This is a genomic window from Heyndrickxia sp. FW510-T9, from assembly GCF_058781025.1.
The window spans coordinates 41,880-56,073 of the sequence record NZ_JBYSWK010000013.1; the positions used below are offsets into that span (position 1 = coordinate 41,880).

Annotated in this window: 12 protein-coding genes; 10 read left to right on the plus strand and 2 right to left on the minus strand. The window is 34.1% G+C overall.

All coding sequences use genetic code 11. The annotated features are described in order from the left end of the window. Window positions 1-99 precede the first annotated feature (99 nt). Window positions 100-852, plus strand: a complete 753-nt coding sequence (locus tag AC3WJF_RS09035) for a YjbA family protein (RefSeq protein ID WP_492451350.1) — start codon at window positions 100-102, stop codon at window positions 850-852. Window positions 853-935: 83 nt separating this feature from the next. Here the strand turns inward: AC3WJF_RS09035 and trpS are convergent, their stop codons facing one another. Both trpS and AC3WJF_RS09045 read right to left on the minus strand, forming a co-directional pair. Further along, window positions 936-1,922 (minus strand): tryptophan--tRNA ligase, encoded by a 987-nt coding sequence (trpS, locus tag AC3WJF_RS09040; protein ID WP_492451352.1) that lies wholly within the window; start codon window positions 1,920-1,922, stop codon window positions 936-938. Window positions 1,923-1,939: 17 nt separating this feature from the next. After that, window positions 1,940-2,302 (minus strand): DUF3899 domain-containing protein, encoded by a 363-nt coding sequence (locus AC3WJF_RS09045; RefSeq protein WP_492451353.1) that lies wholly within the window; start codon window positions 2,300-2,302, stop codon window positions 1,940-1,942. A 386-nt stretch (window positions 2,303-2,688) separates the two neighbouring features. Here AC3WJF_RS09045 and AC3WJF_RS09050 point away from each other — a divergent pair, with 386 nt between their 5' ends. From AC3WJF_RS09050 to pepF, 9 genes are all read left to right on the plus strand, one after another. Beyond that, entirely contained in the window at window positions 2,689-4,377 is a 1,689-nt protein-coding gene (locus AC3WJF_RS09050; protein WP_492451355.1) for a peptide ABC transporter substrate-binding protein, read from the plus strand. 124 nt (window positions 4,378-4,501) lie between these two features. After that, the gene (gene opp3b, locus AC3WJF_RS09055; RefSeq protein ID WP_492451357.1) at window positions 4,502-5,431 is read left to right on the plus strand and encodes an oligopeptide ABC transporter permease; all 930 of its coding nucleotides are present in this window, start codon (window positions 4,502-4,504) and stop codon (window positions 5,429-5,431) included. After that, on the plus strand, window positions 5,431-6,447 hold the full coding sequence (gene opp3C / locus AC3WJF_RS09060) for an oligopeptide ABC transporter permease (RefSeq protein ID WP_492451359.1): 1,017 nt from the start codon (window positions 5,431-5,433) through the stop codon (window positions 6,445-6,447). The genes opp3b and opp3C overlap by 1 nt, the downstream gene beginning before the upstream one ends. Before the next feature lie 16 nt (window positions 6,448-6,463). Further along, window positions 6,464-7,534, plus strand: a complete 1,071-nt coding sequence (locus AC3WJF_RS09065) for an ABC transporter ATP-binding protein (protein ID WP_492451360.1) — start codon at window positions 6,464-6,466, stop codon at window positions 7,532-7,534. Further along, window positions 7,527-8,465, plus strand: coding sequence for an ABC transporter ATP-binding protein (locus AC3WJF_RS09070; RefSeq protein WP_492451362.1), 939 nt, complete (start codon window positions 7,527-7,529; stop codon window positions 8,463-8,465). The genes AC3WJF_RS09065 and AC3WJF_RS09070 overlap by 8 nt, the downstream gene beginning before the upstream one ends. A gap of 520 nt (window positions 8,466-8,985) precedes the next feature. Further along, window positions 8,986-9,381, plus strand: a complete 396-nt coding sequence (gene spxA / locus AC3WJF_RS09075; protein WP_492451364.1) for a transcriptional regulator SpxA — start codon at window positions 8,986-8,988, stop codon at window positions 9,379-9,381. 689 nt (window positions 9,382-10,070) lie between these two features. Further along, window positions 10,071-10,730 carry an adaptor protein MecA gene (gene mecA / locus AC3WJF_RS09080; RefSeq protein WP_492451366.1) on the plus strand — a complete coding sequence of 220 codons (660 nt, stop codon included), beginning with the start codon at window positions 10,071-10,073 and terminating at the stop codon, window positions 10,728-10,730. 208 nt (window positions 10,731-10,938) lie between these two features. Continuing rightward, window positions 10,939-12,126 (plus strand): competence protein CoiA, encoded by a 1,188-nt coding sequence (locus AC3WJF_RS09085; protein ID WP_492451367.1) that lies wholly within the window; start codon window positions 10,939-10,941, stop codon window positions 12,124-12,126. A gap of 87 nt (window positions 12,127-12,213) precedes the next feature. Beyond that, entirely contained in the window at window positions 12,214-14,034 is a 1,821-nt protein-coding gene (pepF, locus tag AC3WJF_RS09090) for an oligoendopeptidase F (protein WP_492451369.1), read from the plus strand. Window positions 14,035-14,194: the final 160 nt, after the last annotated feature.

Consider the following 14,194-nt stretch of genomic DNA (forward strand, 5'->3'; position numbering starts at 1 on the left):
AATTTATCATTTACTATCAAATATAATAGTGAAAGGAATAATTTAACTAATGGCTGCCTATACTGTTTGATAAACAGTTATGAAGCGAGGGGTTATCAAATGCTGTATCTTCATGATGTATGGGTGAATTGGTTTGAAGGGGAAGAGAATGGATATAATGTTTGTCATTTTCACGAGTGGCGTCGTAATGATGTTATTGAACTATTAGATCAAGTTCCGCTCTTACTAATTGAATCTGTATTATTTGATTACATAGAAAATGATTTAGGTGAGCTTCCTCAAGGCTTACGTAATGATATTTATCAAAAAGCATATTTGCGAAAAAACCATGAAAGAATTCAGGTTGATTATTGTTTTGTTGTAACGGATGGTAAAGGTATTATGGCAGTGGACACGATCGGATATCAAATACCAATTCGAAAAAGCCGTTTAATACCAAGGCAAGAACAGCTTGTATATGATATGATTCAAGATCATGAACCAATAGCTTATAAATTTGAAATAAAGAAAAATGAAAAGGGATACCATATTCTTTCACCAGAGCCATTATTAATGAATGGATTGACAAGGAAGGAAAGACAATTAAAGCAACTGCTATTTATGGCTTTAGATCAGCTGTTTTCTACTAAAAATACTGCAGAGATCCGTTATTGGTATACGGAATGGGCACCAGAATGTTATCAAGAAATACAAGATATGAAATTTGAATCAGTTTGGGAGAGACTTTTTACAGAGGTAAAAAACGGATGGTCAGAAAAGCATGCAAATCTATGTGAAAATCTTATAAAAGGACAACCTTTTTTTGAAAAGCTTTGGGAGATGGAGAATGGATCTAAGAGTGAACTAATGTGAGGGAAAAAGAAAAGAACTGGAGCCCCAGTTCTTTTTTTTACTATTTTCGGTTTAAATCAATAATGCTGCAATGGTTCTTTTACTTACCGTTTTCTGCCGAGCCCCATAGCATTTTCCATTTTCTTAAGCATTTTATTTGCCGTAGCATTTGCTTTCACAGCACCCATATCCAAAATATCGTCCAATTCCTTTGAATCTATTAACGAATAATATTTTTCTTGAATAGGTGTTAATGCTTCGATTACTACGTTTGCCAAGTCAGACTTAAAATCACCATATCCTTTACCAACATATTTTTCTTCTATTTCGTTAATAGACAGACCACTTAAGATAGAGTAGATAGAAAGAAGATTTGAAATACCAGCTTTATTTTCCTTATCGTATTTAACATTGCCTTCAGAATCCGTAACAGAGCTTTTAATCTTCTTTTCAATTGTTTTAGCATCATCAAGTATGGAAATAAATGCTTTTGTATTTGGGTCCGATTTGCTCATTTTCTTCATTGGATCCTGTAATGACATGATTCTTGCTCCTACTTTCGGTATGCTCACCTCTGGAATAGTGAATATGTCATTATATTTTTTATTAAATCTTTCTGCTAAATCTCTCGTTAATTCCATATGCTGCTTCTGATCTTCCCCGACCGGTACTAAATCCGTTCCGTATAGGAGAATATCAGCAGCCATTAACGGCGGATATGTTAATAGTCCTGCAGAAACGGCTTCTTTTCCAGCTGATTTATCCTTAAATTGTGTCATTCTTTCCAGCTCACCTATGTAGGCAACACATTGAAGCATCCAGCCTGCTTGAGCATGTGCAGGTACTTCTGATTGAATAAAAAGTGTGACCTTATTCGGGTCTATTCCAACTGCCAAATACAAAGCAGCTAGACTTTTGATGTTTTTTCTTAGGTTTAAACGATCTTGTGGGACGGTAATAGCATGCTCGTCTACGATGCAAAAATAGCAATTATACTCTTCTTGTAATTCAACAAATTGTTTTAATGCCCCAATATAGTTGCCAAGGGTTATCGTACCGCTAGGCTGTATACCTGAAAATATAGTTTTCATGTGAATTCCTCCAAGTGTTAAAGATTATATACTTTGTAATAAAGGATTAACGCTAGAGACATGAGGAGTATCATGACTAAAGCATTGATTAGCACTGGTAAGTAATTAAATGTGATAATTTCTGATAATGGCCTCATTTCCTCCAAGTCTTCCCCAGCTAATTTATTTTTATTAAATACACGTCGGAACCCTTCAGCTGTTACATCAAAAAATCCTGTATTTAGAAGAAAGACTGAAACGGTAATAAATAAAAGAATACTACCAATTATGAAGGAAATATTTATATATTGTAGCAATCCAATTGTATGGTATTTAATAAAGGATATCAGAAACACTATTATTTGTGAGGGGAAAAACCACCAAATAATTTTTTTAATCAAAAATATCACCTCTTAAGTATAGCTTCGGCATCTCTTCCTAAAAAGGTTATTCACTCATATACAAATAAAGATAATTAATAGGGTTCAATCTACTATAGCAACTTAGTATAAGAAAAGAGCCATATTAAAAGAATAAATAGTATACAGCAAATAATCAACTAAGGAGGTGAAAAGTATAAAATAAGATAATTACACTATTTCAGAAAAGTATAATTAGTGTGAAAACAATACAAAAATCCCACATATATTGGTAAATTCGTTGATGAAAATATTTTGAATTTTATTTTTTTATGATAATTAAATAAAAAATAATGTACAAACTCAAAAAAAAATATATAATAGACAATGTAGAAAGTTTTCAGAAAATAGAAAAAGGGAGGTCCAACATGAGAAAGTCAAAAGGTAAGTTAGGATTATTACTTGCACTATCATTAGTTTTGAGCATGATCCTTGGTGCTTGTGGTAGCAAAAGTAATGATAGCAGCAATGGAAGTTCATCAAAAGGTAATACAAATGCAAAACAAGTTCTAAATCTTATGGAAACGGCCGAAATTCCAACAATGAATACTTATATGGCAGAAGACGCTGCATCATATACTGTGATGAACCAAGTATTCGAAGGATTAATGAGACTTGATCAAGACAACAAACCTACACTTGGTATGGCTGCTGAAGAGCCAACTGCAAATGCAGATCAGACTGTATGGACTTTTAAACTACGTGATGCACAATGGTCTAATGGTGACCCTGTAACAGCTAACGATTTCGTATATTCTTGGAGACAAGCTATCGACCCTAAGAATGCTTCACCATACGGGGCATATATGATGGGTGGCGTTATCAAAAACGCAACTGAAATCGGTGCTAAAAAGATGAGCCCTGATAAATTAGGAGTTAAAGCACTAGATGATAAAACTCTAGAAGTTACATTAGTGCATCCTATCAACTATTTCGAGTCATTAATGACATTCCCGTTATTCTATCCATTAGATCAAAAATATGTTGAATCTAAAGGCAAAGATTACGCTTCTAACAGCGATAACATGGTTTACAACGGACCGTTTACTTTAACAAAATGGAACGGAACTGGTGAATCTTGGACATATGTTAAAAATCCAACATATTGGGATAAAGATTCTGTAAAACTTTCTCAAATTAATGTTAATGTTGTAAAAGACCCTGGAACAGTGGTGAATCTTTATGAAACAAACCAACTAGATTGGGGAATCTTGAGCGGTGAATATGCAGCTCAATACAAAAGCGATGCAGACTACAAAACGTTACCAGAACCAACAGTGTTCTATTTGAAATTAAATCAAGAACGTTTAAAACAAAAAACAATTCTTTCTAACGTAAATATTCGTAAAGCGATTGCAATGGCATTTGATAAAGAATCAATGGCAACTAATATTCTTGCAAACGGTTCAATCGCAACTTATGGACTATATCCAAAAGATTTCTTAAAAGACCCATCAAATGGGGAAGATGTTCGTAAAGAAAACGGCGATTTCCTAAAATATGATGCAAAAGCAGCAACAGATCTTTGGAAAAAAGGTTTGAAAGAAGAAGGAAAGTCTAATGTGACACTAGAATTACTAAGTGGTGACACTGACCTTTCTAAGAAAATGGATGAATATCTCAAAGGCCAGTTAGAAAAGAATCTTCCAGGCTTAACAATCAAATTAAAAGAACCACCATTTAAAGTACGTCTAGATCTTGATCAAAAACAAGATTATGATATCGAATTTGCTGGTTGGGGTCCTGACTACCAAGACATGTACACATTCTCTAATCTTTTCGTTACTGGTAGTGACCAAAACAAAATGGGTTACTCAGATCCTGAATATGATAAGTTAGTAAATGATGCATATACAAAACTTGGTAAGGGAGTTACTCCTGAACAATATACAAAAATGCAATTAGAAGCAGAAAAAATTCTTATTGATAAAGATGCAGCAATTGCTCCAGTATATCAAAGAGCACTTGCAGTATTACAAAAGCCTTATGTAAAAGGTATTGTAAAACATCCATTTGGTCCTGATTACAGCTACAAATGGGCATCTGTTGAAAAGTAAAATTTAACTAACTAGTACAGTTGGGAAAGAGAGTATATAAACAAATGTACTCTCTTTTTCCCTGTAATCAAATTGTCGAACTTTGACGAATATTTTATAATTTGAGTTTTTAGGAGGTGCTGTAATGGCGAAATATATTTTACAACGCGTTATTTATATGATTATTACAATATTTCTCATCGCTTCTATTACCTTTTTCCTCATGAAGCTATTGCCGGGAACTCCTTTTACCGCTCAGTCGAAATTATCGCCTGAACAGATTCACATTATGAATGAGAAATACGGATTAAACGATCCTGTACCTGTACAATATGCTCATTACATGATGAATTTGTTAAAAGGAGACTTAGGTACTTCTTTCCAATTTGATAACCGCGATGTTTCCACCCTTATAGCTGAACGAATTGGACCATCCGCAACACTAGGTATTGAGGCATTAGTTTTTGGTTCTATTGTCGGTATACTTTTAGGTGTAATAGCTGCATTAAAGCAAAATACTTGGCTGGATTATGGAAGCACTTTTATCGCTGTCCTTGGAAAATCGATACCATCCTTCGTTTTCGCTGCAGTGCTTCAATATTATGTAGGTGTTAAATTACAATGGTTGCCAGTAGCTTATTGGAATGGATTTTCCTATACGATTCTGCCTTCCATCGCCTTAGCAATGTTTCCAATTGCGATAGCAGCAAGGTTTATGAGAACAGAAATGATTGATGTTTTAAGCTCGGATTATATCGTATTAGCAAAAGCAAAGGGAGCAAATTCTTTTGAAATTGCTTTCAAACATGGTTTTAGAAATGCATTAATACCTTTAATTACAGTTATGGGACCACTTGCTGTCGGTTTAATGACTGGTTCACTTGTAATTGAAAATATTTTTGCTATTCCGGGAATTGGATATCAGTTCGTACAAGCTATTATTGTAAACGACTTTGGAATCATCATGGGTACTACTTTACTTTTTGCAGTTATGCTAATTGTAATCATTTTAGTAGTTGATTTACTGTATGGAGTAATTGACCCGCGTATCCGTTTATCGGGAGGGAAAAAGTAATGATAGTGGAAGAAAAAATATCACCTGAGAAATTCAAACCCGCCCATATTGATGCAGCAAAAGGCGAAGTCATTGAGAAACCAAGCCTTAACTTTTGGCAAGATGCATGGCTCCGTGTTCGCAAAAATAAAGGTGCTATCGTAAGTATGGTGGTGCTGGTTCTTATAATCATCATGGCTTTTGTTGGCCCACATATTAATCACTATGGATTTAATGATCAAAATCCAGCAAAGAACAACTTGCCACCTCGTATTCCCGGGCTTGAGAAGTTAGGTATCTTTGATGGAACGCAAACAGTTGGCGGACATAAAGTAAATGTTTATGAACAAAAAGGCGTTAAAGAAAATTACTGGTTTGGAACAGACTCATTAGGTCGTGACCTTTTCACACGTGTTTGGAAAGGAACCCAAATTTCTTTATATATAGGATTTCTAGCTGCAGCTATTAATATGGTTATTGGTGTTGCATACGGGGCTATTTCAGGTTATTATGGCGGCAGAGTAGATAATATTATGCAAAGGATTATTGAAATATTATCTGGTATTCCGGATTTAGTTGTCGTAATCTTAATGATTTTAATACTTCAGCCGGGTATTTTGTCCATTACAATTGCATTGACAATAACCGGGTGGGTTGGTATGGCTCGGGTTGTTCGTGGGCAAATATTGAAATTAAAATCGCAAGAGTATGTATTGGCAGCCAAAACATTAGGTGCCAAAAACGGGACGATTATTTTTAAACATTTGATTCCAAACATGGCCAGTGTCATTATCATAAATACAATGTTCATCATTCCAAGTGCGATATTTTTTGAATCATTCTTAAGCTTTATTAGTCTTGGACTTCAAGCACCGCAAGCATCATTAGGAACGCTAATCGAAGATGGCTATAAAGTGCTGAGATTCCTGCCTTATCAAATGTTATTCCCAGGTGCTATCTTAAGTTTAACAATGATTGCATTTAATTTATTGGCCGATGGTCTTCGTGATGCACTAGATCCGAAGATGCGTGATTAAAAGTGAGGTGAAACAAATGGGTAAAGTATTAGAAGTAAATGATCTTCATATCTCATTCCACACATTTGCAGGTGAGGTTCAAGCGATTCGTGGAGTGAATTTCGAATTAAACGAGGGTGAGACCCTAGCTATTGTAGGTGAATCAGGTTCTGGTAAGTCTGTTACGACAAAGACAATTATGAGATTATTACCTGCACACAATTCCGAAATTAAATCGGGTGAGATATTTTTTGACGGTAAGGATATTGCAAAGTTATCTGAAAAAGAAATGCAAAAAATAAGAGGGAAAGAAATATCAATGATTTTCCAGGATCCAATGACATCGTTAAATCCAACGATGACAGTTGGAAAACAAATCATGGAACCGTTACTAAAGCATCAAAACTTAAGCAAGCATGAAGCAAAGAAGCGTGTAATTGAACTCTTGAAATTGGTTGGTATACCAAAGGCGGAGTTGCGTTTTAAACAATATCCACATCAATTTTCAGGTGGGATGAGACAGCGTGTTGTTATTGCAATTGCATTGGCATGTAATCCAAAGATTCTTATTGCGGATGAGCCTACTACAGCACTAGATGTTACGATTCAAGCACAAATTCTAGAGCTAATGAAGGATTTGCAAAATAAAATTAACACTTCCATCATCTTTATTACCCATGATTTAGGGGTAGTTGCTAATGTTGCCGATCGCGTTGCGGTTATGTATGGCGGTAAGATTGTCGAAGTTGGTACAGTTGATGAAATTTTTTATAATCCTCAGCATCCATATACTTGGGGCTTAATAAGTTCAATGCCAAGCTTGGATACTGAAGATGAAGAGTTATATGCAATACCAGGAACACCTCCAGATCTATTGCATCCACCAATTGGAGATGCTTTTGCACCTCGTAACGAATATGCGATGGAGATAGACTTGGAAAAACAACCACCAATGTTTAAGATTTCTGATACACATTATGCTGCTACATGGCTATTGCACCCTGATGCTCCAAAGGTAGAACCACCAGAAGCGGTGAAAAAGCGCATGCGTAAATATAATAATCAGACAGATACCACTCCGAATAAGGAGGAAGTAAAAAATGTCTAGTAAAGAAAAATTATTAGAGATAAAAAATTTAAAGCAATATTTTAATAATGGAAAGTCAAATGAAGTTAAAGCGATTGATGATATTTCATTTGATATTTATAAAGGTGAAACATTAGGGCTTGTTGGTGAATCTGGTTGCGGGAAGTCCACAACCGGAAGAACGATAATCCGTTTATATAATGCAACAGGTGGAGAAGTATTATTTAATGGTGAAAATGTTCATGCAAAAAAATCTCGAGCTGAATTAAAAAAATTCAATCAGAAAATGCAAATGATTTTTCAGGATCCCCAAGCATCCTTAAATCCGCGAATGAAGGTTGCAGACATAATTGCAGAAGGTATTGACATTCACGGATTAGCCAAGTCCAAAAAAGATAGAATGGAAAGAGTATATCAATTGCTGGAAACAGTAGGTTTGAATCGTGAGCATGCAAATCGTTATCCACATGAATTTAGTGGTGGACAGAGACAGCGTATCGGAATTGCAAGAGCGTTAGCCGTAGAGCCTCAATTTATTATTGCGGACGAACCAATTTCTGCTTTGGACGTATCAATCCAAGCTCAGGTTGTCAACTTGCTGAAAAAACTTCAAAAAGAAAAAGGGCTTACTTATCTGTTTATTGCTCATGATCTTTCGATGGTCAAATATATTAGTGATCGTATTGGAGTAATGTATTTTGGGAAATTAGTTGAATTAGCACCAGCTGATGATCTATATAAAAACCCATTACATCCATATACACAATCATTACTTTCAGCAATACCGCTTCCGGATCCCGATTATGAGCGTTCTCGTATTAGAAAAACATATGATCCACAAATTCACCAATATGCGGAAGGTGAAGAAGTGAAAATGCGAGAAATATCACCAGGACATTTTGTTAATTGCTCAGAGAAGGAAATGAAACAATATAAAAGTATATACAAATAAAAAAAATCGATCCTTTCGGATCGATTTTTTTTTAAAAATATACACCATTTCTCCGTAGTTTTTCTTTTTGTCTAGCTCCAACGCCTATCGGCTAGCGGATTTCTGCGTCTTCTCCCTATGATAAGTCAACATCTACTCGTCCCTCGCCGTGTTTCCTAAATCTTGCGTCGAAGATTACGAAATCCGTACGCCGATGAGCAAGGCGCTTCCGCTTTTCTTTTTCCCGGGAAATTTCGACAATTTTCATAAATTAAATGAGAGTGAGAATCAGTTTAAGGAAATTTTAATATTTAAGATATATAATGTGTTTAACGAAGTACAAAAGGGGGCATAGAAATGTAAAGCAATTCACAGAAAAGTCATGTTTACACGATGCTCACATCAATTTTTCAAAAGATATATTCATGGAACTTCAAATAGTGTATAATACATAATATAGATTTTCTAATTAAACTAATTTTAATCTAGAATGGTTACCATTATTGGTATCATTAAAAAATATAAGGAGTGTGAATGATATATGGTAACATTATACACTTCACCAAGTTGTACATCATGTAGAAAAGCAAGGAATTGGCTTGAAGAAAATAATATTTCATATAAAGAACGTAATATTTTCTCGGAACCACTTAGTTTAGAGGAAATTAAAGAAATTCTTAGAATGACAGAAGATGGTACAGATGAAGTTATTTCAACTCGTTCTAAAACATTTCAAAAATTAAATGTTGATTTAGAGACATTACCATTACCTGATTTATTCAATTTAATTCAACAAAATCCAGGATTACTAAGAAGACCTATAATTTTGGATGAAAAGAGACTACAAGTTGGGTATAATGAAGATGAAATCAGAAGATTTTTACCTCGTAAGGTTAGAACTTATCAACTTCAAGAGGCAAGAAAGCTTGTCAATTGATAAATTAAATAAATTATTTGCTAATAATAACGCCTTCTATTCAATATGAATAAAGGCGTTTTCTATGTAAAAGAAACAAATTATGAGCGTTCAGTAATTTTGGCAATTTGCTTACGCTTTATAATTATTTTTCCCTCATAAGGATTTGTTCAAGCAAACCACCTAATATTAATGTTTGTAAGTGAATTTTGATCGATTAAGAACAAATTATTCTAGACCTTCAATTGCTCATAAATATTTTAATTTAAATCCATTTTTGTGACCTTTTATCTTGAAAATTTTCTGAATTTCCGTTAAAATAAGCAGAATAACAATTAATAGTGTTCAATAGGTAAGACTGTTTTCACAATGATTGTTTAAAATCCTAAAGCCGATTTTAACTTGTTGCTTTTCGTCAATTGTTATACTTCCTAATTAGGCTTGATTTCGGGGTATCTTTTCTTACCAAGTTTATTCATCTTTATCCCAAATAAGGTTATAACCTAGAATTTTGTATAAAAAAAAGTTTAAGAAAAGAGCCATAGGTAAATGTGGATTTTGAAAAAATGGAAGTATTTTTATTTCCATTTATCACACTTTTGTCATAGAATAAGAGTACAAGGTGTAAACAATTATATCTCATATCATACACAAACTTTATCAGGAAAGATGTCCGTTCAACACTTTTAAATAGAAGGGAGAGTTGATGTATGGATATCGAAAGAATTAATGAAAATACCGTTAAATTTTATATATCATATATGGATATTGAAGAAAGAGGCTTCGATCGTGAAGAAATTTGGTATAATCGCGAAAGAAGCGAGGAATTATTCTGGGAGATGATGGATGAAATCCATCATGAAGAAGAATTTGTACCAGAAGGTCCACTCTGGATTCAAGTGCAGGCAATGGAGAAAGGATTAGAAGTACTTGTTACAAAGGCTCAGCTCTCAATAGATGGTCAAAGGTTTGAACTTCCTATTCCAGAGGATAAATTAAAGGACTTTCCGATTAATGAGCAAATTGAAGAATTTTTAGATGAACATTTCCAATCTAGACCATTGCAGGAAAATGAAGATGATTTATTAGAATTCATGGTTGCTTTTAAGGATTTTGAAGATGTCATTTCTTTATCAAAAAGAAATGGTCTTGATAGCATTAAGACCAAACTGTTTTCTTACAATAATAAATATTATTTATATGTTGAATTTACGGATGAATTATTCGAGGAAGAAGATATAGATAATATTCTAAGTATATTACTTGAATACGGAGAGGAATCTCCTTATACCGTACATCGTTTAGAAGAATACGGAAATATAATTATTGACCGTAATGTATTTGCAAAAATAAATGAATACTTTAAGTGAAATCCGGTTTGATTAAAAATCGGATTTTTTTATTTTTTGGGACACAAAAATCGCACAGAAGCTATTAATTCCACTGGAGGATCCTTTTTACAGTTGTAACAAGTGGCGCGAAAGGAGAATCATTTTTTTTTTATTGATTTAACTTTTTGACATTTTATAAAGGAATTTATGAATGGATATGGAATATAGAGAAGAAAGGAGGGATGTTATGCTAACCGCAATAACAAATGAAGGAAAATTGTATAATTTAGCGGGCTGTAATAACATGCATTATTTAGGTAATTTAAAAAAGAAAGTACAATTTTATTGCCCTGTTTGTAAGGAACAAGTAATATTAAGAGCTGGAAGTCACAAAATAGCCCATTTCTCCCATCAAAAATCTTCTAGCTGTGCAACTTTAACAGAACCGGAAAGTTTTCAACATATGCAAGGTAAAAAAGATTTATATTTATGGCTAATGAAACAAGGATTTAAGGTTTACTTGGAAAAGTATTTACCAAAAATAAAACAACGGCCTGATATCTTGCTCGTTAAAAATGGGCAATGGTTTACGATTGAATACCAATGCTCACCTATTCCATTAAAATTATTGGAACAACGTACAAATGGATATCGTTCATCTAATATTACTCCAATATGGATTATAGGGGGGTATCCCTTTCAAAGAAAAAAAGAGGCATTGTTTCAAATAAGTGATTTTCATTGGTCCTTCATTCAAGCAAGTGAAAAATATGGACTCACCTTAATTAGTTACACACCAGATACGAAGAACTTCCACTATTTAAGTAATATATCTCCGATTTCTTCAAGGAAAATTCAAGCAAATTATAAAAAAATTCCTCTCAGTAATATGACATTTCCTATTTACATTTCAAATTCTCTTAAGCAACAGCAGAGTGCAGATGCATACTGGTTCTTACAAAAGCGTAAATGGCTACAGCACAAAATTATATATGGTAAGACGTTTCAAGAACCATTTCTTCTAGCTTTATATGAATGTAATTGCCACCCACTTTTGTTGCCGCCAGTAATTGGATTACCGGTAGCATATATGGGGGTTTGTAAAACCCATCCCTCCGTCTGGCAATTTTATATTTGGAAAGAATGTTTCCGATTTTTAAAAGTTGGAGATAAAGTAGTGTTCGACGAAGTTCGTAACGCAATTCGGAATAAGATTAAGAGCCGTGATATACAATTCAGAAGCCTTCCCTTTGTATCCAATACTTATCATAACAGAATGATTTATATGTATTTACAAGAGCTTGTTCGTTTCTCATATATAAAGGAGATTAAGAAAGGGACATTTGTACTGCATAAAACAATAAGCTTTCCAAAGAATATGGAAGAAGTCCTCTTATTTGAAAAAAAATTTCTTCATGATTTAGGTGATAAATGAAGTTCAATAGCAGGAATATTATAAAAAGAAAGCGAATAAATTAAGTGGTAAAGTTTATTCGTAGTATGAAAAAAGGAGGAACAGAATATGACAAATGAAACAGCAACTATTAACTCATTGCCTATCAGAAAAGAAGTAGCTAAGGAATTAACATGGCGATTGGAAGATATTTTTGCAACAGATGAAGCTTGGGAACAAGAATATAAGGAAGTAAAAGAATTAACGGGTGATGCTCCGAAATTTCAAGGAAAACTTGGGGAAAGTGCAAATGATTTATTAGCAGTACTAAATTTTCAAGATAATGTCTTTGAAAGACTAAGTAAATTATATACATATGCACATATGCGCTATGACCAAGATACGACCAATTCCTTCTACCAAGGATTAGATAGTCGTATGAAGAGTCTATATGCAGAGACAGCTAGCTTATTTGCATATGTGGTTCCTGAAATTCTTTCGATTGATGAAGAAAAATTGAAGGAATATCTTAATGAAAACAAAGATTTACAGTTGTACAAACACTCTTTGGAGGAAATCAATCTTCAGCGTCCACATGTTTTATCGGCGGAGCAAGAGGCACTACTTGCAAGTGCATCAGAGGTGCTGAATGCATCTAGTAACACATTTGGAATGCTAAATAATGCAGATTTAGAATTCCCTACTATTAAGGATGAAAGTGGCGACGAAGTTCAAGTAACACATGGACGTTTTTCTCGTTTTCTAGAGAGTGCGGATCAAAGGGTCAGACACGATGCATTCAAAGTAGTTTATGACACATATGGTAAATTCCAAAATACTTTTTCCAGCACATTAAGCGGACAAGTAAAGAAGGATAATTTTAATGCAAAAGTCCGCAATTATGATTCTGCTAGACATGCCGCATTATCCAATAATAATATTCCAGAAAGCGTGTATGACAATCTTGTTAATACGGTAAACAAAAACCTTCACCTTTTACATAAATACGTAAAGCTACGTAAAAAAGTTTTAGGTGTTGATGAATTGCATATGTATGATCTATATACACCACTTGTAAAAGAAGTAGAAATGAAAATACCTTATGAGGAAGCAAAGGATATTGTGTTAAAAGGACTTGCGCCTCTAGGGGAAGAATACTGCGATGTTTTACAAGAAGGATTTGAAAATCGCTGGGTAGATGTTGTAGAGAACAAAGGAAAGCGCAGTGGCGCATATTCTTCCGGAACTTATGGAACGAATCCATATATTTTGATGAACTGGCAGGACAATGTGAACAATCTATATACACTTGCACATGAATTTGGGCACAGTGTCCATAGTTACTATACTAGAAAAAACCAACCATATCCGTATGGAGATTATTCCATTTTTGTAGCGGAGGTTGCTTCAACTTGTAACGAGGCTCTTTTAAATGATTATTTACTTAAAACCATTGATGACGAGAAGAAAAGAATATATTTATTGAATCATTATTTGGAAGGTTTCCGTGCAACTGTCTTCCGCCAAACCATGTTTGCTGAGTTTGAGCATTTAATTCATCAGAAAGACCAAAACGGAGAAGCTCTCACTGCAGAACTTTTCACAAAAGAATACTATGAATTAAATAAAAGATATTTCGGTGAAGAGGACATCGTTATTGATGAAGAAATTGGCTTAGAGTGGTCTCGAATTCCGCATTTTTATTACAATTACTATGTATATCAGTATGCAACAGGATTCAGTGCTGCAACTGCGTTAAGTTCACAAATTTTAAGTGAAGGTGAACCTGCTGTTGAACGTTATCTTGGATTTTTAAAGGCGGGAAGCTCTGATTATCCAATTGAAGTTCTTAAGAAAGCCGGTGTCGATATGACATCAGCAGAACCAATTGAGGCGGCACTTAAAGTGTTTGAAGAAAAACTAGAAGAATTAGAACAGCTACTATCATAAAAAAACTAGCCAGGCTTTTTTGCCTGGCTAATTTAATTAAGTTGGTTCGTATTAATTGTTTCTTTTCGTACTTAGTTTAGATTCGTATCATGGTTAGTTTCGAGGCATATTTTCTTATTATGTTGCCTAATTCTGAAGGAGAAAATCATTAGATTTTCTC

Excerpts from the sequence above, each read along its gene's own strand:
- AC3WJF_RS09035 (WP_492451350.1), top strand. The coding sequence starts at position 100 with ATGCTGTATCTTCATGATGTATGGGTGAATTGGTTTGAAGGGGAAGAG.
- trpS (WP_492451352.1), bottom strand. The coding sequence starts at position 1,922 with ATGAAAACTATATTTTCAGGTATACAGCCTAGCGGTACGATAACCCTT.
- AC3WJF_RS09050 (WP_492451355.1), top strand. The coding sequence starts at position 2,689 with ATGAGAAAGTCAAAAGGTAAGTTAGGATTATTACTTGCACTATCATTA.
- opp3b (WP_492451357.1), top strand. The coding sequence starts at position 4,502 with ATGGCGAAATATATTTTACAACGCGTTATTTATATGATTATTACAATA.
- opp3C (WP_492451359.1), top strand. The coding sequence starts at position 5,431 with ATGATAGTGGAAGAAAAAATATCACCTGAGAAATTCAAACCCGCCCAT.
- AC3WJF_RS09065 (WP_492451360.1), top strand. The coding sequence starts at position 6,464 with ATGGGTAAAGTATTAGAAGTAAATGATCTTCATATCTCATTCCACACA.
- AC3WJF_RS09070 (WP_492451362.1), top strand. The coding sequence starts at position 7,527 with ATGTCTAGTAAAGAAAAATTATTAGAGATAAAAAATTTAAAGCAATAT.
- spxA (WP_492451364.1), top strand. The coding sequence starts at position 8,986 with ATGGTAACATTATACACTTCACCAAGTTGTACATCATGTAGAAAAGCA.
- mecA (WP_492451366.1), top strand. The coding sequence starts at position 10,071 with ATGGATATCGAAAGAATTAATGAAAATACCGTTAAATTTTATATATCA.
- AC3WJF_RS09085 (WP_492451367.1), top strand. The coding sequence starts at position 10,939 with ATGCTAACCGCAATAACAAATGAAGGAAAATTGTATAATTTAGCGGGC.
- pepF (WP_492451369.1), top strand. The coding sequence starts at position 12,214 with ATGACAAATGAAACAGCAACTATTAACTCATTGCCTATCAGAAAAGAA.